The sequence below is a fragment of the Jeotgalibacillus proteolyticus genome (assembly GCF_002926065.1).
Classification (GTDB): Bacteria; Bacillota; Bacilli; order Bacillales; family Jeotgalibacillaceae; genus Jeotgalibacillus; species Jeotgalibacillus proteolyticus.
In genome coordinates, this window is record NZ_PREZ01000005.1 from 282,909 (window position 1) to 308,434 (window position 25,526).

The following is a 25,526-nucleotide window of genomic DNA, read 5'->3' on the forward strand; positions in this document are numbered from 1 at the left end:
TTCCTTTCAGGGATGCAGCTTTTTGTTTTGTCAAAAACCGATCATAAGGAGGAATTAAGTATGTCAAACACTCAACCAGTACCTCAGCAGGCAGCAACAAGTGCAGCCTGCGGAACGAGCAGAATTGTCGGCTGCCGCTTTTCACTTCACCCGATGACAAATGATTTTGTGTCTCTTATAAAGGGTGCTATTGAAGCAGTGGACACTAGCAAAGTATGGCGGTATACAGATGACGTAAGCACCTGTGTCCGCGGCCGCGAAGCACATGTCTTTGATGTGGTAAAAGCGATGGTGCTTCACACCTCTAAAACCGGGGCACATGTTGCGTTCAATGCCACATTTTCAATCGGCTGTCCCGGAGATTCAGAGGGCGATACGTATATGGCTGAAGACGATATCCGTTTAAATGAGCCGGGCAGTATCGAACTGCGACAATATGTTTCCTCTCAATTCGCCCTTTATCCAATGGGTGATCCTGATTATATGGCGACCATAATGGCTCAGGTTGGACTCGCAGAAGAGCACGGAACACTGAAAAAAGGGGTTCATTATGCAAGCGGCCTTCACGGAGATATTCATGATGTTTTTACAACTCTGGAGGAAGCCTTTAAGCAGGCACAGGAAGGTAAAAGCTCCCATATTGTGATGACGGTAAATATGAGCATTAACAGCCCGTCGCATCAGGAGGAAGCACACTAAATGACATCTAAATGGAAGCTATCTGAGATTATCATTTTATCTGTACTGGCTGTTGTCTTTGCAGTTGTGTACCTGGCTTTTGTTCAGGTAGGAAATGTGATGGCGGGAATGATGGGCCCGATTGGGTATGAATGGATTTTTGGCATTTGGTTTATTGTTTCAATCATTGCTGCCTATATTCTCCGCAAGCCGGGGGCTGCCTTTTTATCTGAAACCGTTGCCGGAACGATTGAAGTATTAATTGGAAACGCGATGGGCCCCATGCTGATCGTGTCCGCTATGATTCAGGGCGCCGGGGCTGAGGCTGTATTTGCTGCAACACGGTATAAACGCTGGGGCCTGTGGGTACTGATGCTCGCAGGAATGGGTTCAGCTGTCACAAGCTTTATCTGGGGCTATTTTATCTCAGGCTACGGGGCACTTGATCCCGGCTATGTTACGCTCATGTTCACTATTCGTCTCGTGAGCGGTGCACTTCTTGCCGGCCTGCTTGGCAAATGGCTGACAGACGGACTCTATCAGACAGGAGTATTAAACAGTTACGCCATTGCGCGGGACAAAAAGAAGGCTTCCTATGGAAAAGCATCCTGATTTGAACGCGGTAATTCAATTCGACCGTGTTACATACAGACATTCAGAAGAGCTTTCTCCAGTACTATCTGATTTATCCTTTTCGATTAATATGGGAGACAGCATTCTCCTGGCTGGACCAAGCGGAGCAGGAAAGAGCACACTGACCATGCTGATGAACGGCATTCTACCTGCGAATGGAAACGGGGTACTTGAAGGGGAAATCCGCTGGTTTGGGAGAGATTCTTCCAAATGGGAGAGCGGAGAAGTATCCAAAAAAATCGGTATGATGTTTCAGGATCCTGAAAGTCAGTTTTGTATGACAACGGTTGAAGAGGAAATCGCATTTGGTCTTGAGAATCTGCACATTCCAAAAGAAGAAATGAAAAGACGCATCACTTCTTCTCTACAGCAGACCGGACTTGAGGGGTTTGAAAAACGAACAATTCAGCGCCTGTCAGGTGGTCAGAAGCAGCGGGTCGCGCTTGCCTGTCTGCTTGCGATGAAAACAGAGGTGCTGATCCTGGATGAACCATTTGCGAATATCGATCCTTTATCGAGGCAGGAGCTTATACAGTGCTTAGCTGAGCTAAAAAAGTTATTACAGTTGACCCTGATTATTATCGACCATGATTTAAATGATTGGACTGACTGGATAACCCGTGTCCTTCTTCTTGATTCAAAGGGCAGCATTAAAGTAAATGAACCATTTGAAGAAGCCCTTTTTGAGCACTTTGATCAATTCGAACAGCTGACGATTGCACTCCCGCTATTTATCCAGCTCCAGAAGAACACCGAGCGGATTCTTCTGAACGAAGAAAGCTGGAAGGAGCAGCTAACTGAAGAACAGGAAAAGGCATTTAAGCAGACTTTAGTGAACACAAAAAATCCTTCCAGCCCTGGGACGCCTGTTATTCAGACAAAAGACCTTTCATACGCAATCGATCAACAGCTGATTTTAAACGATATCAACTTTACCCTTTTTAAAGGAGAAACGGTTGCCTTTTGCGGTCATAACGGAGCCGGAAAAAGTACATTGGCGCTGATTTTGGCAGGATTATTTCCTGCTTCCGGCGGTGATCTTCTATTTGGCGGACACTCAGCCAAGCATTTATCCATGACCGAAATCAGAAGCAAAATTGGGTACGTGTTTCAAAATCCCGAGCACCAATTTGTCGAGCACACTGTTTCAGAGGATGTTGGGTTTGGGCTGAAGATCAAACGGATTACAGCGGATGACATTAAAAAACGAATTGAAAACACACTTATGGCAATTGGTCTGAACGGCTACGAGGATCGGCATCCCCTCTCCTTAAGCCAGGGACAGAAAAGGCGCTTAAGTGTGGCGAGTATGACAATCGATGACTTGGATGTTCTCCTTTTGGATGAACCGACATATGGACAGGATGCGAGGTCTATGCAAAGCTTAATAGCCATGCTTGAGGAAAGAAAATACAAACAAAAAACAACCCTGCTCGTCACGCACGACATGGAATTGATTCATCGGCTTGCTGACCGCACCCTTCTTCTATCAAAGGGAGAGGTTCAATACCAGGGGCACACCTCTGGTTTATGGGAGCTTGGAGAAGAATTTTTGAAAAATCACGGGCTCCTCCTCCCCCCTTCTGTAAAACTTAAGCAATGGATAGGAGGGCGCCGGAATGTGGCTTCATACTATTAATCCTTCCGTTAAAATGATCACGATACTTTTAACCATTATTGTATTAGCCCTGTTTTTGGATCCGGTTCTTTATCTTGTTTTCTGGCTCGGGATTATCACCATTACTTTCACCTTATCGAAGGTATCCTTTAAAATTTGGGCTCTTTTAACCGCTCCTTTTGTTTTCATGGCGATCGGCTATGTTTGGACAGCCATGCTTTTTCCGAATGAAGCACTGCTAGCCGATGAACAAATGCTGTTTGAATGGGGCTGGCTGCGCTTAACAGAAGAGTCGCTTGCAAGGAGCGCGGGGCTTGGGATGCGGGTGATCGTCTTTTCTGCTTTATCTCTCCTGTTTGTACTGACGACTAAGCCTGTCCTTTTTATGCTGAGCTTAATGCAGCAGCTAAAGGTTCCCACCAGACTTGCCTATGGTGTCATGGCAGGCTATCAGTTTCTTCCTCTTATTAAGGAAGAATTTCAAATTATGCAGCGCGCCCAGCAAATTCGCGGTGTCGGCAGGCCGCGTACGCTAAAAGAACGGGTGCGCCAATGGAAAAGCTTTATTATTCCATTACTTGCAAGCGCCATCCGGAAAGCTGAGCGAACGGCGATTGCGATGGAATCCAAAGGGTTTACAGGTGAAGCCAGGACTCATTGGTACACAGAAATACCGCTGCGAAAACGTGACGGCCTTTTCGTTTGCCTGCTTGCCGGATTATTTTTCACCGCTTATGCAGCTTCAGCTGTTTTATAGAAGAAAGCAGAGATTCTTCCCAGTAAGAGTCTCTGTTTTTTTATTGCATTTTGCCGTATGATGGTAGGAGAGTATGAGATATCGGAGGAATTGACTAGCATGAGTTTGTTAAACGTAGTAAAGGTTGGGCACACATTTGGTGACCGAACCCTTTTTAAAGATGTATCTTTCCGTCTACTAGACGGTGAACATATGGGACTTGTTGGAGCAAACGGTGTAGGGAAATCTACATTGATGAGCATTTTAACTGGTGAATTAATTCATGATGAAGGAAAAGTAGAATGGCTTCCAGGCACACATTACGGCTACCTGGATCAGCATACGAGACTGACTCCCGGAAGAACAATGCGTGACACGCTTCGGGATGCCTTTCTTCCTTTATTTAAAAAGGAAGAGGAGTTAAACGACATTACCGGTAAAATGGCAGATGCCTCACCAGAAGAACTTGAGCAGCTCCTGGAGGATATGGCAGAAATTCAGGATGCCCTGGATGCAGGTGATTTTTATACACTTGATATTAAAATTGAAGAAGTAGCCAGAGGCCTGGGTCTTGATGCTATAGGACTTGACCGGGATGTAGCTGCCTTAAGCGGAGGCCAGCGTACAAAGGTCCTGCTTGCAAAGCTTTTACTTGAAAAGCCTAAGGTTCTTCTTTTGGATGAGCCGACCAACTACCTTGACGTTGAACACATCCACTGGCTGTCTATGTATTTAAAAGAATACCCTCATGCTTTTCTGTTGATTTCGCATGATACCTCTTTTATGAACGGCGTTGTTGATATTATTTTGCATTTGGAATTTACGAAAATGAACCGCTACACAGCGACCTATGAAAAATTTCTTGAGCTTGCTGAGCTGAATAAAAATCAGCATATCAATGCCTATGAAAAGCAGCAGGAGTTCATTAAAAAGCAGGAAAGCTTTATCGCTAAAAACAAAGCACGCTACTCAACAACCGGCCGTGCAAAAAGTCGTCAGAAGCAGCTTGACCGAATCGAGCGGATTGACCGCCCTGAAACCGCAGTTAAGCCTACCTTCGATTTTAAAGAAGCAAGGGGCAGCAGCCGGTTTGTTATTGAAGCAGAGGATCTTGTCATTGGCTATGACCAGCCGCTTATGCCAAAAATCAATGTCACGATTGAACGCGGTGAGAAAATCGCTGTCGTTGGAGCAAATGGGGTCGGAAAATCCACCCTTTTAAAAACAATTATGGGGAAAATTAACCCGCTTAAAGGAAAAGTCATTCACGGAGACTTCCTCTTCCCTTCTTACTTCGAGCAGGAGCTGAAGGCAAAAGCCATTACCCCAATTGAAGATGTGTGGAGCGAGTTCCCATCCATGGAACAAAATCAGGTGCGAGCTGCTTTGGCACGCTGCGGACTTAAAAATGAACATATCTCCCGCCAAATGAGCCAGCTGAGCGGCGGCGAGCAGGCGAAGGTTCGTTTATGCAAGCTGATGATGCATGAAAGCAACTGGCTTTTGTTTGATGAGCCCACTAATCACCTTGACGTTACAGCAAAGGATGAGCTGAAGCGTGCATTAAAGGCCTACAAGGGAACCGTTGTACTTGTGTGCCACGAGCCTGACTTTTATGAGGACTGGGCAACCACCACATGGAATGTCGAGGACTGGGCGAACGCGTAAACCAACACTATGATTAAAACACAAAGAAACAGCCCGATTTCAACGAAGAAATCGGGCTGTTCGTCTATCATTCACGAGAGATCAAAGTAGATTTAAAACAGGCCGTTCAGTAGGCCGCCAAGCAGGCCATTATTGCTTCTTTTATCGTTATCATGGTGATGATCGTTATTGTTGCTGCCTAAAAGATTATCCAACTCAATTGATCCGTTCAGATCCAAGTCCAACCGTGTGCTGTCTCTATCACTCCACCCGGAATGCTTTGCCCATTCCTGAAGCTCAACCTCAGTCATGCTGTTTGCCTCTGCCCAAATTTGCAGATCCTCTACGTTCCAATCATTTTCCTCTGCCAACAGCTTAAAATCCTGGCTAGACATTAATTCTCCGCTACTGAGCTCTGCATTCAGTTTACTCGATAGGTCTACATCCAGTCCTTCACTGTCAGAAGTGGAGGCTGCTCCTGCACCCGTAGCACCAAAAGCTAACCCTATAGCTAATCCTGTTCCGACCATTTTCTTCAACATCCTTCATCACTCCTTAAAATTTAATGTCTTACAGTCTCTGTCTTCCACGGGAGAACAAGCTAAAACAGCTTCTAAAACGCTTTAATTCGAATGAAATTTCCCTGTTATGTTTTCCCCGAAAATTACATAAAAACAGGTCTAACAATAACGAAAAAAAGTTTGGTTTAGATCATTTCATTTACCTAACAAAAAATTTTCTCAAGAAGATGGGATGTAATATGAATTGCTTCAAACTTTTAATAGGCTTTGAAATGTGTATTTTGAAAATACTGGGGTAAGGATAATAAAAATGCAAAATTTCACCATACTAATACCGACTATACGAAGAAAGGTTGTTTTAAATGGAAACGAACCATGAACGTGAAGCGTATTGGCGTGATAGTGCCAAAATTAAGGATTTCCCAGCTCTGGATGAAAGCAGACAGACGGATGTCACCGTAGTCGGCGGAGGGATAACAGGACTCACGACCGCCTACCTTCTATCTCAAAAAGGACTCCGCGTTACCGTAATTGAAGCAAGTGAAATCCTATCCGGTACGACCCGCTACACTACTGCCAAGGTCACTGCCCAGCATGGGGTTATCTATGATGAATTGATTGAGCACTTCGGGATTGAAAAAGCGAGACAGTTTTTTGACCATAATCAGCAGGCCGTAGACTGGATCAGACAAACCGTTCAGCAAAAAGGCTGGGATTGTGACTTTGAGGACCATGAAGCATGGCTCTATGCTTCGTCCACTCCTTCACTAAATAAGCTTTTAGATGAACAAAAAGCCTACGAAAAGCTTGATATTCCATTTAGAACGGCTTCTACGCTTCCTTTCGATATTCCTATTAAAGGCGCGTTAATTATGAAGAATCAGGCTCAGTTTCATCCATTAAAATATTTAGCTCATATGACGGAAGAAATCATTTCGATGGGCGGTCAAATTCATGAACATACAAAAGCAGTGGATATAAAAGAAGACGACGACATCCAGGTGGAAATGGAAAGCGGCCACGTTCTATCCTCCCAGCATGTGGTCATTGCAACAAGCTATCCGTTTTGGGATGCAGCAGGGCTTTACTTTGCCCGTTTGGAGGTAGAACGCTCTTATATCGTTTCTGGAGTATGGACAGGAGAAGATCCGGGAGGCATGTATCTATCTGTTGATTCTCCAAGCAGATCCATCCGTTTCTATGACCACGACGGGAAAAGAGGCATTATGGTTGGAGGAGACGGCCATAAAACCGGTCAGGGAGGTGAACACCATCAGCATATTGAAAATCTGAAGGAGTTTACTCATGCCCAAATCGGGCCGGCTGACCTTACTTATGAATGGTCCGCACAGGATAATATCACACTTGATAAACTTCCTTATATCGGCTCGATCACGAATCGTCACCCTCGTGTACTAGTGGCAACCGGTTTTAGAAAATGGGGAATGACTCAAGGGACCATGGCTGCCCAAATTATGACTGATCAAATCCTTGGCGTTTCAACTGAATCGGCTGAAATGTATGAACCAAGCAGATTTAAAGCAAACCCTTCTATTAAGCAGGGTGCGAAGCTGAATGCTGATACAGCCTTTGAGCTCGTTAAGGGCAAGCTGGAAAGCGCTTCGGTTGATCTTGAGCAGCTTTCTCCGGGAAAAGGCGGCAGTGTCAAGTGGAATGGAAAAACAATCGGTGCATACCGTGATGAAACCGGGAAGGTCCTTGCTGTTGACCTGACCTGTACACATATGGGTTGTGAATGTAATTGGAATGAAAGTGAAAACTCATGGGACTGTCCTTGTCACGGCTCGCGTTTTGCTGTTGATGGAGAGGTCTTAAATGGACCGGCGCTTAAACCGTTAAAAGTGATTGACACTGAAAAAGACCGCTAAAAAGAAAACTGCTCTCCGTACTAAATTCGTACAGAGAGCAGTTTTTTTAGTCTTTCCCCAGTTCCTTTACCTTTGCAGTACAGCTTTCCATAGCGCTTAAAATGGCTCCACGAAACCGTTCTTTCTCAAGTGTTGAAACAGCATCTATGGTAGCACCTCCCGGAGAGCAGACCTGATCCTTTAAGAGGCCCGGGTGCAGCTCTGTATCGAGCACCATTTTAGCAGCCCCGTAAACCGCCTGCGCCGCAAGCCGGTATGCCTGATCACGTTTTAACCCCTGCTTCACCCCACCATCAGCCATCGCTTCGATCATCATGTAAACGTATGCCGGAGACGAACCACTTATTGACGGAATGGAATCCATTAGTCCCTCCGAAATTACCTCCACCTCTCCAAATGAACGGAAAAGCTCCTTCACCTCAGCCAATTCGTCTTCTGTCACCAGTTCGTTTGCACACATTGCACTCATTCCCGCTCCCGCTAAGGAAGGAGTATTTGGCATCGTCCGAATGACCTTTACTTTCCTGCCGAAGAACCCCTCCACTTTTTTTGTCGTAAGCCCTGCAGCAATCGTCACAATAATGACGTTTTCCACTAAATTATCTTTAATTTCCTCAATCACTTCCTTATGCAGGTCAGGCGTCACACCAAGAAATAAAATATCCGCCTGCCTTGCTGCATCCCGATTTGACTCAACAGCGTGCACCCCGTATTGCGCTGCCGCTTTTATTCTCGTTTGTCCTGTTTTCGAGCTAATTAAAATATCCTGCGGAACCACCACTTCAGACCGGATCATCCCTGCCATCATCGCCTGGGCCATTTTCCCGCTTCCAATAAAACCAATTCTTTTTCTCATTGCAACCACCTTTTGACTGTCTGTTTGTACGTTAAATGGTATAAGAATCTGCTGGAAAAAGCGAATTTATTTTAAGGAATTGTTAAATTTTAATTAACCAGTTGCGCATATAAGTATATGCCTATATACTAATAATGAATTTAAACAAATGATTTTCCGTGGAGGTGTATGGATGTGGTAGCAAAAGAAGCTCTTTCAATTGATAAAGCTTCAGCTGCTTTGAAGCTAATGGGTGATAAAACCCGTTTGACGATGCTTCGTATTTTAGCTGATCATGATTGCTGTGTGTGTGAATTTGTAGAAATTTTTAATATGAGTCAGCCTTCCATCTCACAGCATGTCAGAAAAATGAAGGATATTGGCATGATTAAAGAACAAAGACGCGGCCAATGGATTATGTACTCGCTCAACCAGGGATTTGAAGGGTATGAAATGCTTCAGCAAGTTCTTCATCAGCTTCCTGTACAGGATCATCATTTAGAAGAACTAATACAAAAAGGAAAACGAATTTCCTGTGAGTAAGTCAAAGGAGCTGTAGAATGTGTTAGAAGTTTTTGTAGCCGTCATCTTATTTTTAACAACCTTAACGCTCGTCATCTGGCAGCCAAAAGGTCTTGGCATTGGCTGGTCGGCATGTGCAGGGGCACTTATTGCGCTGATGCTTGGGGTTGTTTCTTTACAGGACGTCATGGATGTAACCGCCATCGTATGGAACGCGACATTAACCTTTGTTGCCTTAATTATAATCTCATTAATTTTAGATGAAATTGGATTTTTTGAGTGGTCAGCTCTTCATATGGCCCGCTTTGCCAAAGGCAGCGGAATAAAAATGTTTGTGTATGTGACGCTTTTAGGTGCGTTAGTAGCGGCATTTTTCGCTAACGATGGAGCTGCGCTGATTTTAACCCCCATTGTTCTTGCAATGGTACGCAACTTAAATTTCAAGGAAGCGATGATTCTTCCGTTTATCATGGCAAGCGGCTTTATCGCAGATACCGCCTCCCTGCCGCTGATTGTTAGTAATCTCGTTAACATTGTATCAGCTGATGTATTTGGAATCGGGTTTGTCGAATACGCAAGCCGGATGATTATTCCGAACTTTTTCAGTATTGGCGCCAGCCTTCTTGTTTTATGGCTGTTTTTCCGTAAGAGTATTCCAGAGAATTACGATATGAGCCAGCTTAAAAAACCGAATGATGCTCTAAAGGATGTACGGATGTTCTGTCTATCCTGGATTGTGCTGGGAGCTTTATTAATTGGCTACTTTGCAAGTGAATTTACGAGTGTTCCTGTTTCAATTGTAGCCGGCAGCATTGCGATTGTTTTTCTTTTAATCGCCCGCCGCAGTCCTGCAGTAAACACAAGGACCGTGGTAAAAGATGCACCATGGGCAATCGTCTTTTTCTCCATCGGCATGTATGTAGTTGTGTATGGCCTAAGAAATGCAGGACTCACCGGGGTTCTTGCAGAGGTGATCGAAATGGCAGCTGATCAGGGGCTCTTTGTTGCCACCATCAGTATGGGCTTTATCGCAGCCATACTCTCTTCTGTCATGAACAATATGCCAACTGTCATGATCGACGCACTCGCTATTCACGAAACGAACACAACCGGAGCCATCCGTGAAGCACTCATTTACGCCAACGTCATCGGCTCCGATCTGGGACCAAAAATAACCCCAATCGGATCTCTGGCCACCCTTTTATGGCTCCATGTCCTAAGCAAAAAAGGCTTTAAAATAAGCTGGGGGTATTACTTTAAAGTAGGAATCATCCTAACCATCCCCACCCTCCTCATCACCCTATTCGGCCTTTACCTGTGGCTGAGTATTATTTTGTAAATACAAGGTGGAGGATTTTTCACCTGTGTCGGCAGTGCGGGAATCACATGCTGTTTGTAATACATTCACATATTATATGTCAGGTTCGAAGAAGCAAACAAGTTACCTAGGAGTTGATTGCAGAGGAAGGGGCTGACTCCTGCGGGAGGAAGCGGGAAGCATGCCCCTGCAGCGGAAATCAACATGCTAAATTAAATACCATTCACTCAATTTAAAGGAGAGAAATAAAATGACCAAAAAAACACTCTACTTCTTATGCACAGGAAACTCCTGCAGAAGCCAAATAGCTGAAGGCTTCGGAAAAAAATACCTAAGCAGCGATTGGGAAATCAAAAGCGCAGGCCTTGAAGCACATGGCTTAAACCCCAACGCCGTCAAAGCCATGAAAGAACTCGACATCGACATCTCAAACCAAACGTCAGACACCATCGACCCTGACATCCTAAACACCGCAGACCTTGTCGTCACACTCTGCGGCCATGCAGCCGATCACTGCCCGGTAACCCCTCCCCATGTAAAGCGCGAGCACTGGGGCTTTGACGACCCAGCTAAAGCTCAAGGAACAGAAGAAGAAAAATGGCAGGTGTTCCAAAACGTTCGTGACCAGATCGGCGCGCGCATTAAGGAATTTGCCCAAACAGGAAAGTAAAAAAGCCGGTGCTTGAGTTTCGCTGATAACACGTTTAAAGTGGTTGTAATAGAACGTTTCAGTAATTATAAAGGAGCCATTTAAATGTACATTACCGAAGAAGCCCGCAGCGCACTCAAAAACTTATTCGACCAGTACGAGGCCTCAAACATCCGAATCTTTCTCGAGGAGCAGAGCGGAGACCCTGAACAGCTCGGATTTTCTCTCGACATGCCTGAGGCTCACGATGCCATTCAAACCATTAATGAAATCAAAGTCGCTATCGATCCACGCATTTTGTTTCTTACAGAAGATCTTACGATTGACGTGCAGGACACTCCTCAAGGACGGGGAATCGTCATCATTTAAAACAATAATCTGACCGGAATTCCGGTCTTTTTTTATTCTCTCTTTCTCCCCACCCTTCCCTTCCACTATTTCTATATTCTCTCTCGAAATCAAAATAATTGAATTATTCTGTTAAAATATTATAATGAAGACAACGTGATACCGCTTTCATTCATTGGAAAAACCTATCCAAAGGAGTGACGCAGATGGCAGGAAATCGAGCAGTTGTCTTTACGAAGCCTGGTGAAGTGGAGGTTCAGGATATTCAATATCCTGATTTAGTTCTTCGGGACGGACCAGGTGTAAACCCTCTAAATGTCGGAAGAAAATGCAACCATGGGGTCGTCTTGAAGATCGTAACGACTAATATTTGCGGCAGCGATCAGCACATGGTCAGAGGGCGCACAACAGCACCGAGTGGATTAGTTCTTGGGCACGAAATTACTGGTGAAGTGATTGAGACAGGCAGTGATGTGGAGTTTATTAAGAAAGGCGACCTTGTATCCGTTCCCTTTAATATCGCTTGCGGACGCTGCCGCAGCTGTAAGGAACGCGATACCCATATTTGTGAGAATGTAAACCCTGACCGTCCGGGCTCTGCCTATGGATATGTCGATATGGGCGGCTGGGTCGGTGGACAATCAGAATATGTAATGGTTCCTTATGCTGACTTTCAGCTTTTGAAATTCCCGGACAAAGATCAGGCGATGGAAAAAATTCTTGATTTAACGATGCTGTCAGATATCTTTCCTACCGGCTACCATGGCGCCGTTTCTGCAGGAGTGCGGCCTGGCTCTACAGTCTATGTAGCAGGTGCTGGTCCTGTAGGTCTTGCAGCGGCTCACTCTGCCCAGCTTCTTGGTGCTTCAACGGTTATCGTCGGTGACATGATTGAAGAACGCCTGGCCCAGGCCAGAAGCTTTGGTTGTGAAACGGTGAATTTAAAAGAACATAGTAATTTAGGTGAACAAATTGATCAAATACTTAGGGCTCCTGAAGTGGACTGCGCAATTGATGCTGTGGGATTTGAGGCACGCGGACATGGAGATGACAGCGGGCATGAAGCCCCTGCCACAGTTTTGAATTCGATTATGAACGTTACCCGCGCAGGCGGACGTTTGGGGATACCAGGTTTATATGTAACAGGTGATCCTGGCGCGGTCGATGATGAAGCAAAAGAAGGAACACTAAAAATCCGTCTTGGATTAGGCTGGGCAAAAGCTCATACATTTGTTACAGGTCAGACGCCGGTTATGAGATACCACCGTGATTTAATGATGTCAATCCTTAGCGGACGTGCACAAATCGCAAAAGCAGTTAATGCCACGCTCATTTCGCTGGATAATGCTCCTGAAGGCTACCGGGAATTCGATGGCGGTGCTTCCAAAAAGTTCGTTATAGATCCTCACAATATGGTGAATTATAGTTAAACAAATCAAAGCGCTCCTTTATGTTAAACAAAAGAGCGCTTTTTTTGTTTATTTATTCGTTTCTTTTTCCTCCATGATCTTTACCTGACAGCAGGTTTTTTTCTTTTGCGGTTTAAGAATGGCTACTACTTTTTTCAGCATCTATTCTCCCCTCCTTTAAAGAAGATAAAATACAAACCCCGATACGGTAGACATGGTGATAACGGAGATGATAAAGATAATCACAAGCTGTGTTTTAAATATGGATTTTAATAAGACTACTTCAGGCAGACTCGCTCCGGCTGAGCTGATCATCATCGCCATAACCGGCCCAAGAGCCATGCCCTTAGCAAGCAATACCTGAGAAATTGGAATCATGCTGGATAATCGAATATACAATGGAATCCCTGCTACTGATGCAGCTGGAATCAGCCACCATGCGTCGTGGCCGAAATAAGAAGCGATCAGCTCTGAAGGAACAAAACCATGAATGCCTGCACCTATAGCCGCACCGATCAGAAGAAAAGGAAAAACAGATCTCATCAGCTCCTTCGTTTCAGTCAATGCATCTCTAACGCTCCATTTCCCCTGAGACTTTGGAGTGTACCCCTCCATTATTACTTGTTTTACATATCGCTCAAATCCAAGCCTTTCCAGTGAATAGCCAACTATAATTGAAAAAAAGATCGTGATGATTATGTAAACCACTGCCACCTTCCACCCTAAAATCACCCCCATTACGGTTAGAATCGTCGGATCGAGTATAGGGGACGCAAATAAAAAAACCATGGTCAAACCAAACGGGACTTTATTTTTCAGCATATTTACTACTACCGGGATAGTTGAGCAGGAACAAAATGGTGTAATAAATGCGAAGATAACTGCAAACAAACCTCCCTTCAGTCTTGAACTCCTTTTTAGATAATTTTCGACCTTGTCATAAGGAATCCAGGACTGCAAAAATGATATAAAGAATGAAATTAAAATAAATAACCCTGTCAGCTCAAGGGCAATCCATAAAAATGACTGAATAAACTCCATCGTTATCACGCACCTTTAAATCAGTTATTTTTGGTCTTTATATATCAAAAAAAATTGATATATAGATCAGATAAAGCACTTAGCATTTATCCTCATTACGAAACAAACAACACAGCTCGGGTGATAACACATTATTTAATTCCTCATCGTGAATGGAATAGTAATTCCATGTTCCCTTCTTCTTCACCGTAAGATACCCTGCCTCGAGCAGCAGCTTTAAATGGTAGGAAAGCTTGGATTGCGGCATATCAATCATCTCAGCAAGATCACATACACAAACTGAGCTGTGCTTTTGAACTAAATGAAGAATTTCCAGTCTTTTTGCATCAGCTAAGGCTTTGTATTTCTTTTCAAATTGCTGAAATGTTTCCTGAGTTGGCTCTAACGTCTTTAGCATTTTTATTGTCCTTTCCTGAATCAAATTTATTTGATGTATACCTATCATATTCTTCTTAACACAAGCTGTCAATTATTAAATCAAAAAAAATTGATTTAAAGAATTTGGATTAAAATGACTATCTGCTATTGCGAGAGGGTAAATATTAACTATCTCAGATTCAAGACAATAAAGGAGGAAAAGAATGGGACATTATGTTGAAGTAGAACAGGATGTAAAGCTTTTTGTTGAGGATATTGGCGAGGGTCAACCGGTTATTTTTCTTCACGGGTGGCCGGTCAACCATAAGATGTTTGAATACCAGATAAATGATCTTGTGGAAGAGGGCTATCGTTTTATTGGGATCGACCAGCGCGGATACGGAAAATCAGATCGACCTGATAGCGGGTATGATTATGACCGCAAGGCAGATGATGTTCGTGCCGTTATTGAATACCTTCAGCTTGAGGACGCTGTACTCGCAGGATTTTCTATGGGCGGCCCGGTTGCGCTAAGATACATGGCCAGACATAAGGAATACCAGATTTCCAAGCTGCTTCTTCTTGCTCCCGCTGCTCCGCGATTTACAAAAACGGATGATTTTTCACTCGGAATTGAAAAATCGGAAATTGACGGGATGATTGAAAGCATTAAACAGGACAGACCTGCATTTTTAAAAGAATTTGGCGACCAATTCTTTTATCAGGAGCCTTCAGAGCCCTTTAAGCAGTGGTTTGGCACCCTTGGCTTAGAGGCATCGGCTCACGGAACAATAAACTCAGCACAGGCACTGAGAGATGAAGATGGACGTTCAGATCTCGCAGCTGTAAATGTTCCTGTTCTTCTTCTGCACGGTGAAAAGGATGAAATCTGTCCTATTGATTTTTCAACCCTGCTTGAAGAACAGCTGGCGAATGCTAAGCTAATTAAAATTGAAAACAGCGGACACGGCTTTATTTTCGAGCAAAAAGAAAAAGTGAATCAGGAAATTCTTCGTTTCCTAAAGAATTAAAATAAGAGCTCTCCCAAGACGGGAGAGCTCTTATTTGATTCAGCCTCTTTGCAATGCCGGGATATGTCCCTGCTTGTTCAATTCCTGTTCAAGAAATTTAGCTAACTCGAGCATACCGTATTTTCCATGCTTCGCTTCTGCATCAGGGTTATAATTGGTGTTGGTATTAATGTCATACGTATACACCGTTCCATTTTTATCACGGATAAATTCAATTCCTGCAACAGAAATATCATTTGCAGCTAAGAAGTTTTCGTAGTGGGCAATAATTGGATCAGCAAAATTTTCAACCACCTGAAATTTAGGCTTTTCCTCCACTTCCTCCCCAACCGGACAGTACAGGTCGCCGATCTGACAGGCATCTGCAGGACAAAGCTCAAAGCCTTCAGACGTATCTACACGTACAGCGTAAACAAATTTCCCTCCTACAAACTCACAACGGGTTATATAAGGCTCCGGCGCTTCAATGTATTGCTGAATTAAGGTAATGCCGTCTACCGGCAATTCAAAGTCTTCCCCTTCAACATACTGCTTCAGCCCTTCAATCGAATGAAACAGCTGGACGCCAAGACCTTTTCCTGCACGATTATGCTTTGTAATAAAGGAGCGTTCCCCGAGCTTCTCAGCTGCTTCAATGATTTGTTTTTTTCCAACAGAGGCAATGGTTTTTGGCGTTTCGATCCCTGCTGCATTTAACGCCATATATTGGTTTACTTTGCTAACCTCAAGACGAAGAGCACGTGAGCCGTTAAATACCTTTCTGCCATGGCGCTCTAGCCAGGCAAGCACCGACTCAGTCAGCTCAGGGGCAAAACGGTGGCCCCTTGTATGAGATGATGCACTCATTCTGCTGTAAAAAACCCCTTCCGGCGGCTCTTCTGTTAAATTAACAAGTCCTTCATCAAGATGCCAGGTTTCATAAGGCAGGTTTAATTCTTTCAATCTATTGGTTAAATGGACTGTCCATTCATCATTTTCATGTAAGACATATATTTTGCTCATTGTGAATCCTCCTAGTAGTCTATTACTTATTTAGCCCGGCAAGCTGCCGCTTTTCTTCAACTAACGGCATGACCTGCTTTGAAAAACGCTCCATTTCCTCCAGCTGCGGTGAGAATTGAAGCAGCAATAAATCCAGGCCGGCATTTTCAAAAGCAACAATCCGATCAGCAATCTGTTCAGGTGTTCCAATTAAATTTGGACGCAGACCGCGGTTAGAAACAGAATAGTCCATCAGCTCAATTTTTTGCTCAAGCTGGGATTTTGAAATGAAGTCGTTGTAGCCTGCATATGCGCTGCTGTCCTTCACATTCGTAATACGGGCAAGCTCTTGCTGGACCTCTTCTTCTGTATCACGGCATACAATATATGCCGCCATCCCAAAGGATTGAAACGGATTCTTTCCTGCTGCGGCACGGCGTTCCTTCATATCCGCAATTTTCGTTTCAATTTCTTCAAGTGTTCCGCCATGCATTACATAGGCATCACAATGGTCAACAATGGTTTCTTTTCCTCTTGGGCTTTCCCCGCCAGCATATAAAATAGGATTTGGACGCTGAACCGGTTTTGGTTCAAGTTTCGTATCCTGGATATTGTAAAACTTTCCTTCGTAGCTGAAGGTGTCCTGCTCCCATAGACCTTTCATTACCTGCAGAAATTCTTCTGTCCGGTCATAGCGCTCATCATGCTCGGTAAACACCCCGCCATACTGCTTGGCTTCTTCCGCCCACCATGCCGAAACGACATTCAGTGTAAAGCGTCCGTTTGAAATATGATCAATATTTGCTGCCATTTTTGCCGCTACAGCTGGATTGTGGAACCCCGGGCGAATGGCTGTCATAATTTCGATTTTATCTGTTACAGCAGCAAGTCCCGCTGCTGTCGACCATGCTTCTAGAGAATCCCGTTCGGGTCCTTTTATATCATTTAGATAAAGCTCTGCGATCAGTGTGGTATCATATCCCCACTTCTCCGCCGCTTGTACGACCTGTTTTGCATAGTCAAAGGTTGGCGGCATTTGTTCTTCCTCAACATTGCGCAGCCAGCCGCCAAAAATAGGTAACCAGAATCCATACTTCATGCCTGTTCATCTCCCTTTTTTATAAAACAAAAAAACTTCTTCTGAGACAGAAGAAGTTTTACATGTATGCTTCTTTCTTATCTCTCAGGAGTTTACATTCTCCTGTTGGATGTAGCACCTTTCTGAACTGATGTTCAGCGGTTGCCGGGCTTCATAGGGCCAATCCCTCCACCTCTCTTGATAAGAGTTTATTCATTTTTGTCCTTTAATCCTATATCATTTATCGGGTATCCGTCAAGAATGCTGATTGACTTTTACACTACTCCGACTCTTTTTCCTTAAGCTCATCTACCATTCGTTTTTCAATTTTAACTTTGGTGATTTTATTTTTTTCCATCTCTACAATACTGAACCTCAGGTGCTGGTAATCAAATTCTTCTCCTTCTTCAGGAAGATGGCCAAATTCCTTTAAGACAAATCCGGCTAACACATCCTGCTCCTCTGGCAGTTTCGTCTTGAAGACGTCATTAAGCCGGTGAATGGCAAGCTTGCCATGGCAGATAATATGCTTATCGGTTAATTCGTCGATCCAGACTTCCTCTTCATCATCATTTTCATCAGAAATTTCCTGACCAATCATGGCCTCGATAATATCCTCATGGGTAATGATCCCAAGGGTTCCTCCGTATTCATCCAAGACAACAGCAAAATGCTTTTTCGCCTGAAGCATCCGCTTAAAAATGCGTTCAATTGAGGTAGATTCTACAGTAAATAAAGGATCATCATCAATGAATTCGCTAAACTCCCGCTCAGGGTCCAATGACCATTCAATTACCTGCTTGGAATGAAAAACACCAACGATATTATCCATGTTTTCCTTATAAACAGGATAGCGGGTGTAAGGGTTATCCACTACATGGTTTCTGGCTTCCTCATACGTAAAATCTACCGGCATCCCCACGATTTCCACACGGGGTGTTTTCATGGCATCTCCAACGTCCTTTTTTTGGAAGTCCAGAACCCCTTTAATTCTCAGGGATTCGTCTGAAAGGAAAGTCCCTTCTGTAGAAGCAATGTCAACCATTGTTCTCAGTTCATCCTTCGTAATGGTCGCCTCTTTAATATCCCCTTTAGATAAAATGCGGATGACTACATTTGTTAATCGGGAAAGCAAAAAGGTTATTGGGCTTAAAATAATCATCAAAAACCGAATAACCGGACTGACAATATAGGCAATACGGTCAGCGAATGTTGCTGCAATCGTTTTTGGGATTACCTCAGCAAAAATAATTACCGCTGCAGTGAGAATACCGGTGGCAATCCCTACACTAAAGTTGTATTGAATGGCAATCATCGTAACCAGTGTAGGCAGTGTGATATTTGCAATATTATTACCGATTAGAATAGTCGTAATCATTTTATCCGGCTTTGCAACGGTTTGGAGTAGCTTTTCAGCCGCATTATCACCTTTTTCAGCTCGTGTTTTCACTTTCATTTTATTCACTGCCGTAAGAGCGGTTTCACTTCCAGAAAGAAAAAATGACACAAAAAGCAATAAGGCTATGGCTATAAATTCCAACAATATTCCTCCCAATAAAATCAACGTAAAATAATTATAAATAGCGTATACCAATTAAGATAAAATTTCCACTCGTATGTAAAGAAATTAGTGTTTTTGTCAGATAAACAAAGAAAATGGGAAGGATAATTGCTGATTAGGTTCAGTGGGGAAGAATTGATTATCAGGTTGTGTAGTTGTAAAGTAGAAGGAGAAGGGTAATTTTGGTGATCTGTTTTACGAAAAAGACTTACATAATACCTAAAACAACGAAAGCCCTACCTCTCTTTCGTCCTTACGGCTCCTCGACCGTGCCAGTGTGAATCAGACATTTACTTATGGTATGGGGTCTCCATACATACGTTATCTGGATGTTGGTCTGAAAGGGTTCATGCATCTGCTGAACCGATAAGAAGTAAAACATGGAAGGATCCTTTGATACGCAGAAAATAGTGGATGCCAGTCAAGTGCAGGGGTGCACGCTGACATGCTTTGAGGGTGAATAAAACCTACTGCCGGTGTCAAACGATTTTTACTGCTCAGTTCTCCCGCTCTTTATGCGGGTTGTCATTCAGGCCTTGTATTCCAGACCTTATATTTTATTTAGTTTACAGCTGGTGAGGACAGCTGCTCAAAATTGCCAATTTCGTAAAACGATCAACGACCATCATAACCTAAATTTTTAAATCTGTCAAATTACTAAGTTCTATTCAAGGAGGAAGCAGAATGTCTACTAATCTTACTCAATACTTTAAGGATAAAAGAGATCAGCATTTAGCAGAATTAACGGAATGGCTTTCTATTCCAAGCATAAGCGCCCTTTCAGAGCATAAATCAGATACGCTGAAAGGTGCTCAGTGGATCGCTGATCAGCTTGAGAAAATAGGCATGGAGAATATTAAGCTTCACCCTACTGACGGTCACCCCGTCGTTTACGCGGATTGGCTTCATGCAGAAGGAAAGCCTACGGTGCTCATCTACGGCCATTATGATGTCCAGCCTGTTGACCCTCTTCATCTGTGGGAGACCCCTCCGTTTGAGCCTGCGATTCGCGATAATAAAATTTTTGCCCGCGGTGCAACCGATGATAAAGGGCAGACTTTTATGCATGTTAAAGCACTCCAGGCACTGATGGACACTGACGGGGAGCTTCCGGTTAACGTAAAATTTTTAATTGAAGGCGAAGAAGAAATCGGCAGTGTAAATCTTCCGGATTTTGTTGAGAAAAATCAGGAGCTATTATCCGCTGATGTCATTGTAATTTCTGATACCGGCATGCAGGAAAAAGGAAAGCCGGCAATCTGCTATGGTCTTCGTGGCTTAGCCGGAATTCAAATCGATGTAAAAGGAGCTAAAGGTGATCTCCACTCCGGTCTTTACGGCGGCGCCGTCCAAAACGCACTTCATGCTCTGGTCCGCTTACTCGATTCATTTCGTGATGACAATGGAGTCATTCAGGTCGACCGCTTCTACGATAAAGTGGAAGGCTTAACGGATGAGGAAAAGGCAGCCTATGAAAACCTGCAATTTTCAGATGATGAGCTAAAAAAGGAGCTTGCCGTAACTGAACTTGCCGGAGAGAAGGGCTATACCACCCTAGAACGCATGTGGGTACGTCCGACTCTTGAAATTAACGGGATGTGGGGCGGCTTCCAGGGAGAAGGGATTAAAACCGTTCTGCCAAATGAAGCGCATGCAAAGATTACATGCCGTCTTGTTCCTGATCAGGATCCGGATGAAATAGTAGAGCTTCTGACGAGCCATGTGCATGCCCACACTCCACCAGGGGTAACGGTGAATGTCACGCCATTTGATAAAGGTGCGCCATATGTCACACCTTACGATCACCCTGCTATTCAGGCTGCAGGCCGTTCGTATGAAAAAATTTACGGGGTGCCTACGCAGTATATCCGCGGCGGTGGATCCATACCTATTGTGGCAACATTTGACCAGCTTCTTCAAAAACCGATTGTGCTGATGGGCTTTGGCCTCCCGGGTGAGAATTTCCATGCACCAAACGAACACTTCCATCTTGAGAATTTTGATCAGGGTCTACTGGTTATAGCAGACTATTATAACGAACTGTCAAAAGCATTTAAAAAATAAAAAATATTATAGTAAAAAAGACTACACAGCTCAAGCTGCGTAGTCTTTTCATTTATGTCTCCATCAGTCTGCTGCTTGCAATCAGCCTGTAGACTGTACTTACCGGTTTATTTTCCTGCTCCCACTCACCTGTAATGACATCCGGAATTTTAAATTTCTTTTCCATCCGTATCATAAGGTCTGCATACAGATCATCCAGCTGTTCCGGTGAAGAAGCCTTTTTGCTAAGGGATTGTAATTCATTTATGATTGAATCGATAGACATCGTTTACTATCCTTTCTTTCTGCTCGGGAACGAGCCATTCTTGTAAAATTTCCACACAAGGAACTATTCCCGAATACTAATCCCTTTAAAACCACCTTCAGCATATTTCAACAAATTTTAAAAACGCAAGGAAGAAAGCTCCAATAAATCCCCCCAGGTTCCCTTCCCTCTTTCCTTAATTCGTTCACAGAGTTCACAAAACAGATAGGCGGCCGTCAGGGCATCTCCTACTGCACTGTGCCTGTCGTACATTCTTGTTTCAAACACACTTGCATAATAGGACAGATCCTTCATTTCCCAGGTAGGCACCAAATAAGCAAGCAAATCAAGCGTATCAACTGCTGCCGGCTGGACAAATTTATAGGAGCTTCTTCTGAGTTCATGCTTAAGCACAAGCATGTCAAAGGAAAGATAATGACCCGCCATGCCATTTACATTATGCTCACTTCCAAATGCAAAAAGTCTTTCTATAACCTTTTGAGCAGATGGAGCGTCTGTTACGTCACTGTCTTCGATCGACGTAAGAGCTGTAATCTCAGAAGGGATTGTTCTACCCGGGTTCACATGAGAGTGGAAAATATGTTTTTCCAGAACCTTTAACCCGACAATCGGCACTGCCCCTACTTCAATTAATCGATCTTCCTTGCCGATTGCAAACCCTGTGGTTTCAGTATCGACGACAAGCAGATTTACATGATCAAGCGGAGTCGAGAGAGGGATATCCTGATTTATATGATCCTGAAATATTTTTCTAGACCAAATCGCCATCTCCAGACCTCCTTTCTCTTAGACTATGCGCCAAATCCTCTTATAACGTTCATTTGAAACTCCCTTAGCACCTTTAAAGCGCGTGATAGTAAGGCTTTATCACGGGAGGTCAGCTGATCGGCAACAATACGTGATGTGCCATCCTTTTGTTTTTGCTGAAGATTAAGCAGAAGAACACAGTCGATACTCTCCTTTAACTCCTCAGCCTCCTCTTCAGTTAATTGGCCTTTAGCAAGAAGGCTGTCAACCCGCTCAACAGTCGATCCATCTGCAATCCGATTAAGAAGACCCCTGATTTGCAGCGCATGGTGAAACGGAAATAGAACCTGCTTTTTAAGATCGATTGTCTTCCCTTCTCTTAAAAGAAGGGATCTTAGGCGATGATCAATTTGCGGAATCAGCATACTCCTTAATTCCTGTCCCATTTGAGAAAGAAGAACGCCGGAGCTTTTTATTTCCTCTTCGATCATAGCTGTAAAGGCCTGGTGAAGGGAGCTGCTTCCTGTAATCCATCTCATCGCAAAGAAGTTATAGGCGTAAAGAATATTTTGCGGTGTGGACTTTGTTGCAAAACGGTGAATCCGCTGCTGCCACATTTCCACAGATCCTCTCCACAGACGATTGCTTGCCATCATATCTCCATCACAGCGTTTAAATCCTATTTTCTCGAGGAGCTCTACTATCTTATTTCCCAGTAAAGCAAAGTACTCATCCACCTGGCTGCCGGATTTTTCATAGACTAAAAAATGATCCTGGTCAGTCATCTGCAGCTGCTCGCCCCGCCCGGCACTTCCCATCTGATAAAATGAAAAGCTGCATGGAGGAGTCTTTCCGTTTTCTTCATTAATCTGGTTCTGCGCAAGCTTCACAATCTCAATCACCACCTGATCAAAGAGCGGCCTAATTGTTGATGTCATTAGACGAATGCTTTCCCTTTCGTCAATAAGCTGTGCAGAAACTTTTTTTAATTCTGAAGATACCTCTTCGATCGATGCGTATGACAGCTGGTGAATCTGCTTCATCACCTGCTGGATTGAACGGTGTCTCTGCTTAAGGACATCCGAGAGGGTCAGCATGCCAACCGGATTTTCCTGCTCATCTGTCACCACAACGTGCCGCAGATCCGGCTTTTGCTGAAAAATGGTTAAAGCATCATAGTAGTAAGCGGAGCGGGAAATAACAGTGGCATCCTTAACTGGTAATTCGCGCAGGGAGGTTGTAAGAGCGCGATCTTCAGCTAGTGCCTTTATCATCTCTCTCATGGAGATCACAATGGGTCTGGATAAGGAATTTAGACAGACAACAGCACTTAAATTATGCTCTGTCATAAAGCGCATTCCCTCTTTAATAGTGCTGTCTGAAGACAACGTCAATAATGGTGAAGACATGATATTCTGTACCCGCTGAAACACCTGTCTTTGACTATCCATCCAGCTGGACTGCTGAAGCTGATCCGTAAAGGATTGATACACGTCTCTCAGCCGGAAAATGGTCTTTTCCAAAAAGAACTGCTGAACCTCTTTTTCCTTCCAGATTCCTTCAAGAACTTTATACGGAATAAACAATCCAAGCGTTGTTTCCAACGCTTGGATCTCTACTGTGTTTGTCGACTCTCCGGAGGGGCGAAGCATATTGCTCAAGCTTGCAAGGCCAATAACCTCACCAGGACCTGCAAGCTCAAGCACCTCCCTCTCATGTTGATAGCCTGATGCATATACCTCTGCAAGCCCGAATGTGATCAGGAGGATGCCTTCTCTCCTTTTCTTCGCATGGGCGATTAAATTCCCTTTATCGTAAAGCCTTTCCTCACACTGTTCATATAAGCGGTCAAATTCTGGTCCGCTTTTCTTTTTGAATAAAGGAGTTTCTTTTACAAACTTCCTGATTGAATGCTCATGATTATTTGGTTGGCGGAACGTCTTCTCCGTCATCCAGCCACACCTCTCCATCCCGATAGGTCATTTGCTCCGGATAACGAAGATCCTGTACCTCTTCCTGGATTTTCTTAGAAGGAGGCTTGGTTGCTAATGACACTATGACGTTAGTAAGAATTGCTGCAGATGCACCAAACACACCGGCACCTGTATCAATAATCCCTAAGATCGTGAATCCTCCATATTTAGCAGCAAAAATGTAACCGAGTGTAACACTTAACCCGACAAGCATTCCTGAAATAACCCCTGCAGCATTTGATCGTTTCCACCAAACACCAAGCAGAAGTGCCGGGAAGAAGGAGCCTGAAGCCAGAGCAAATGCCCATGCCACAATCTGTGTGATCGCTCCTGGAGGATTTAAAGCAATTAAGCCTGCAGCCAAGGATGCGATAACAATTGACCAGCGGCCAACAGATAAACGCTTTTTGTCTGTAGCATTTGGGTTAATTGAACGGAAATAAATATCATGTGACAGAGAAGCCGAAATAGCAATCATCAGACCGCCAGCTGTTGATAGGGCAGCAGCCATTGCTCCGGCAGCCATAAGACCGATAACAAAAACACCAAGATTAGCAATTTCAGGTGTGGCCATAACGACGATGTCATTGGCAATCTGAAGCTCTGCCCACTGCAGTATGCCATCTCCATTTGTATCTGCTACCTGAAGCATGCCTGTATCTACCCAGGAATTTGTCCAGGCAGGCAATGCATCAATAGGCGATCCGGCTACCTGTGTCATTAAAATGAAACGGGAGAAAGCAGCATAGGCAGGAGCGGAAAGGTAAAGAAGTCCAATAAATAAAATAGCCCATGCGCCGCTCCAGCGTGCAGCCTTCATAGTAGAAACGGTGTAAAAACGTACAATAACGTGCGGCAGCCCCGCAGTCCCGGCCATCAATGTAAACATTAAAGCTAAAAACTGCCATTTAGTTGATTCGGTAAACGGCACCAGATATTCCGATATACCGAGCTCCTGATCGAGAACACTCATCTGATCAAGCACATTTCCATAGGACACCCAAGGAAGAGGATTACCCTGAATTTGTAGTGACATAAAAATTACCGGTACAAGATAGGCAGTTATCAATACGATGTACTGCGCTACTTGTGTCCAGGTGATCCCTTTCATACCGCCCAATGCAGCATAGAAAGCAATCAACGCAGCACCGATTAGGGTTCCAATTCTGTAATCCACTTCAAGCAGGCGCCCAATTACAACACCTGACCCGGACATCTGCCCGATTGAATACGTGAAACTAATAATAATGGTGGCAAATGCGGCAATCAGTCTCGCTGAATTACTGCCGTATCTGTCCCCAATAAATTCTGGAACGGTATACCGTCCGTATTTTCTTAACTGAGGAGCTAACAGAAAAGTTAAAAGAAGATAACCGCCTGTCCAACCCATAATGTAGCCCAGTCCGTCATATCCCATGATCATAACAGTACCGGCCATACCAATGAATGAAGCAGCACTCATCCAGTCAGCCCCGATTGCCATCCCGTTATAAATTGGCGGAACTCCGCGTCCTGCTACATAAAAATCAGATGTAACCTTCGCCTGGTTATAAATAGCAATCCCTATGTATAAGCCAAAAGTTACTAAAATAAATACTAGTGATACCAGAAACTGAGAATCCATT

24 protein-coding genes and 1 riboswitch are annotated in these 25,526 nt (G+C 44.0%); of the genes, 13 read left to right on the plus strand and 11 right to left on the minus strand.

Annotated features, from left to right (window positions below):
* The first annotated feature begins 60 nt into the window (after window positions 1–60).
* From C4B60_RS14495 to C4B60_RS14515, 5 genes are all read left to right on the plus strand, one after another.
* A complete protein-coding gene (locus C4B60_RS14495; RefSeq protein WP_104058737.1) occupies window positions 61–699 on the plus strand; it encodes a YkoF family thiamine/hydroxymethylpyrimidine-binding protein in 639 nt (212 codons plus the stop codon).
* On the plus strand, window positions 700–1,290 hold the full coding sequence (locus C4B60_RS14500; RefSeq protein ID WP_104058738.1) for an ECF transporter S component: 591 nt from the start codon (window positions 700–702) through the stop codon (window positions 1,288–1,290).
* Window positions 1,274–2,950 (plus strand): ABC transporter ATP-binding protein, encoded by a 1,677-nt coding sequence (locus tag C4B60_RS14505; RefSeq protein WP_104058739.1) that lies wholly within the window; start codon window positions 1,274–1,276, stop codon window positions 2,948–2,950. The genes C4B60_RS14500 and C4B60_RS14505 overlap by 17 nt, the downstream gene beginning before the upstream one ends.
* Complete coding sequence (locus C4B60_RS14510; RefSeq protein ID WP_104058740.1) at window positions 2,931–3,686, plus strand: energy-coupling factor transporter transmembrane component T family protein; 756 nt, start codon at window positions 2,931–2,933, stop codon at window positions 3,684–3,686. Before C4B60_RS14505 ends, C4B60_RS14510 begins: the two co-directional genes overlap by 20 nt.
* Before the next feature lie 99 nt (window positions 3,687–3,785).
* Window positions 3,786–5,333: an ABC-F family ATP-binding cassette domain-containing protein gene (locus C4B60_RS14515; RefSeq protein ID WP_104058741.1), complete on the plus strand. Its 1,548-nt coding sequence runs from the start codon at window positions 3,786–3,788 to the stop codon at window positions 5,331–5,333.
* A gap of 92 nt (window positions 5,334–5,425) precedes the next feature.
* Here the strand turns inward: C4B60_RS14515 and C4B60_RS14520 are convergent, their stop codons facing one another.
* Entirely contained in the window at window positions 5,426–5,854 is a 429-nt protein-coding gene (locus C4B60_RS14520; RefSeq protein WP_104058742.1) for a hypothetical protein, read from the minus strand.
* A 341-nt stretch (window positions 5,855–6,195) separates the two neighbouring features.
* On the opposite strand from C4B60_RS14520, the gene C4B60_RS14525 reads away from it, so the two are divergent.
* Window positions 6,196–7,722, plus strand: coding sequence for an FAD-dependent oxidoreductase (locus tag C4B60_RS14525; protein ID WP_104058743.1), 1,527 nt, complete (start codon window positions 6,196–6,198; stop codon window positions 7,720–7,722).
* A gap of 46 nt (window positions 7,723–7,768) precedes the next feature.
* On the opposite strand, the gene proC is transcribed toward C4B60_RS14525, so the two are convergent.
* The gene (gene proC / locus C4B60_RS14530) at window positions 7,769–8,578 is read right to left on the minus strand and encodes a pyrroline-5-carboxylate reductase (protein WP_104058744.1); all 810 of its coding nucleotides are present in this window, start codon (window positions 8,576–8,578) and stop codon (window positions 7,769–7,771) included.
* Between the two features lie 168 nt (window positions 8,579–8,746).
* Between proC and C4B60_RS14535 the strand changes: the two genes are divergently transcribed.
* From C4B60_RS14535 to fdhA, 5 genes are all read left to right on the plus strand, one after another.
* Window positions 8,747–9,100 carry an ArsR/SmtB family transcription factor gene (locus C4B60_RS14535; RefSeq protein WP_104058745.1) on the plus strand — a complete coding sequence of 118 codons (354 nt, stop codon included), beginning with the start codon at window positions 8,747–8,749 and terminating at the stop codon, window positions 9,098–9,100.
* A gap of 19 nt (window positions 9,101–9,119) precedes the next feature.
* Window positions 9,120–10,418, plus strand: a complete 1,299-nt coding sequence (locus C4B60_RS14540; protein ID WP_104058746.1) for an arsenic transporter — start codon at window positions 9,120–9,122, stop codon at window positions 10,416–10,418.
* Between the two features lie 229 nt (window positions 10,419–10,647).
* Complete coding sequence (gene arsC / locus C4B60_RS14545) at window positions 10,648–11,067, plus strand: arsenate reductase (thioredoxin) (RefSeq protein ID WP_104058747.1); 420 nt, start codon at window positions 10,648–10,650, stop codon at window positions 11,065–11,067.
* A gap of 84 nt (window positions 11,068–11,151) precedes the next feature.
* A complete protein-coding gene (locus C4B60_RS14550; RefSeq protein WP_104058748.1) occupies window positions 11,152–11,415 on the plus strand; it encodes an adhesin in 264 nt (87 codons plus the stop codon).
* 185 nt (window positions 11,416–11,600) lie between these two features.
* The gene (gene fdhA, locus C4B60_RS14555; RefSeq protein WP_104058749.1) at window positions 11,601–12,824 is read left to right on the plus strand and encodes a formaldehyde dehydrogenase, glutathione-independent; all 1,224 of its coding nucleotides are present in this window, start codon (window positions 11,601–11,603) and stop codon (window positions 12,822–12,824) included.
* A 156-nt stretch (window positions 12,825–12,980) separates the two neighbouring features.
* Here the strand turns inward: fdhA and C4B60_RS14560 are convergent, their stop codons facing one another.
* Together C4B60_RS14560 and C4B60_RS14565 are read right to left on the minus strand one after the other, a co-directional pair.
* Window positions 12,981–13,844, minus strand: coding sequence for a permease (locus C4B60_RS14560; RefSeq protein WP_209020094.1), 864 nt, complete (start codon window positions 13,842–13,844; stop codon window positions 12,981–12,983).
* A gap of 79 nt (window positions 13,845–13,923) precedes the next feature.
* Window positions 13,924–14,241 carry an ArsR/SmtB family transcription factor gene (locus tag C4B60_RS14565; protein WP_104058750.1) on the minus strand — a complete coding sequence of 106 codons (318 nt, stop codon included), beginning with the start codon at window positions 14,239–14,241 and terminating at the stop codon, window positions 13,924–13,926.
* Between the two features lie 184 nt (window positions 14,242–14,425).
* On the opposite strand from C4B60_RS14565, the gene C4B60_RS14570 reads away from it, so the two are divergent.
* On the plus strand, window positions 14,426–15,232 hold the full coding sequence (locus C4B60_RS14570) for an alpha/beta fold hydrolase (RefSeq protein WP_104058751.1): 807 nt from the start codon (window positions 14,426–14,428) through the stop codon (window positions 15,230–15,232).
* 39 nt (window positions 15,233–15,271) lie between these two features.
* Here the strand turns inward: C4B60_RS14570 and C4B60_RS14575 are convergent, their stop codons facing one another.
* From C4B60_RS14575 to C4B60_RS14585, 3 genes are all read right to left on the minus strand, one after another.
* Window positions 15,272–16,234 carry an ATP-grasp domain-containing protein gene (locus C4B60_RS14575; protein WP_104058752.1) on the minus strand — a complete coding sequence of 321 codons (963 nt, stop codon included), beginning with the start codon at window positions 16,232–16,234 and terminating at the stop codon, window positions 15,272–15,274.
* 22 nt (window positions 16,235–16,256) lie between these two features.
* The gene (locus C4B60_RS14580) at window positions 16,257–17,312 is read right to left on the minus strand and encodes an LLM class flavin-dependent oxidoreductase (RefSeq protein ID WP_104058753.1); all 1,056 of its coding nucleotides are present in this window, start codon (window positions 17,310–17,312) and stop codon (window positions 16,257–16,259) included.
* A 74-nt stretch (window positions 17,313–17,386) separates the two neighbouring features.
* Window positions 17,387–17,499, minus strand: a riboswitch (SAM riboswitch).
* A gap of 72 nt (window positions 17,500–17,571) precedes the next feature.
* Entirely contained in the window at window positions 17,572–18,831 is a 1,260-nt protein-coding gene (locus C4B60_RS14585) for a hemolysin family protein (RefSeq protein ID WP_104058754.1), read from the minus strand.
* A 705-nt stretch (window positions 18,832–19,536) separates the two neighbouring features.
* Here C4B60_RS14585 and C4B60_RS14590 point away from each other — a divergent pair.
* Complete coding sequence (locus tag C4B60_RS14590) at window positions 19,537–20,916, plus strand: dipeptidase (protein WP_104058755.1); 1,380 nt, start codon at window positions 19,537–19,539, stop codon at window positions 20,914–20,916.
* 52 nt (window positions 20,917–20,968) lie between these two features.
* Here C4B60_RS14590 and C4B60_RS14595 read toward each other — a convergent pair whose 3' ends face one another.
* From C4B60_RS14595 to C4B60_RS14610, 4 genes are all read right to left on the minus strand, one after another.
* On the minus strand, window positions 20,969–21,181 hold the full coding sequence (locus tag C4B60_RS14595; protein WP_104058756.1) for a hypothetical protein: 213 nt from the start codon (window positions 21,179–21,181) through the stop codon (window positions 20,969–20,971).
* 117 nt (window positions 21,182–21,298) lie between these two features.
* Complete coding sequence (locus tag C4B60_RS14600; RefSeq protein WP_104058757.1) at window positions 21,299–21,949, minus strand: 3'-5' exonuclease; 651 nt, start codon at window positions 21,947–21,949, stop codon at window positions 21,299–21,301.
* Between the two features lie 23 nt (window positions 21,950–21,972).
* Window positions 21,973–23,880 (minus strand): DUF294 nucleotidyltransferase-like domain-containing protein, encoded by a 1,908-nt coding sequence (locus C4B60_RS14605; protein ID WP_104058758.1) that lies wholly within the window; start codon window positions 23,878–23,880, stop codon window positions 21,973–21,975.
* Window positions 23,849–25,525 (minus strand): sodium:solute symporter family protein, encoded by a 1,677-nt coding sequence (locus tag C4B60_RS14610; RefSeq protein ID WP_104058759.1) that lies wholly within the window; start codon window positions 25,523–25,525, stop codon window positions 23,849–23,851. Before C4B60_RS14610 ends, C4B60_RS14605 begins: the two co-directional genes overlap by 32 nt.
* Between the last annotated feature and the right edge of the window lies 1 nt (window position 25,526).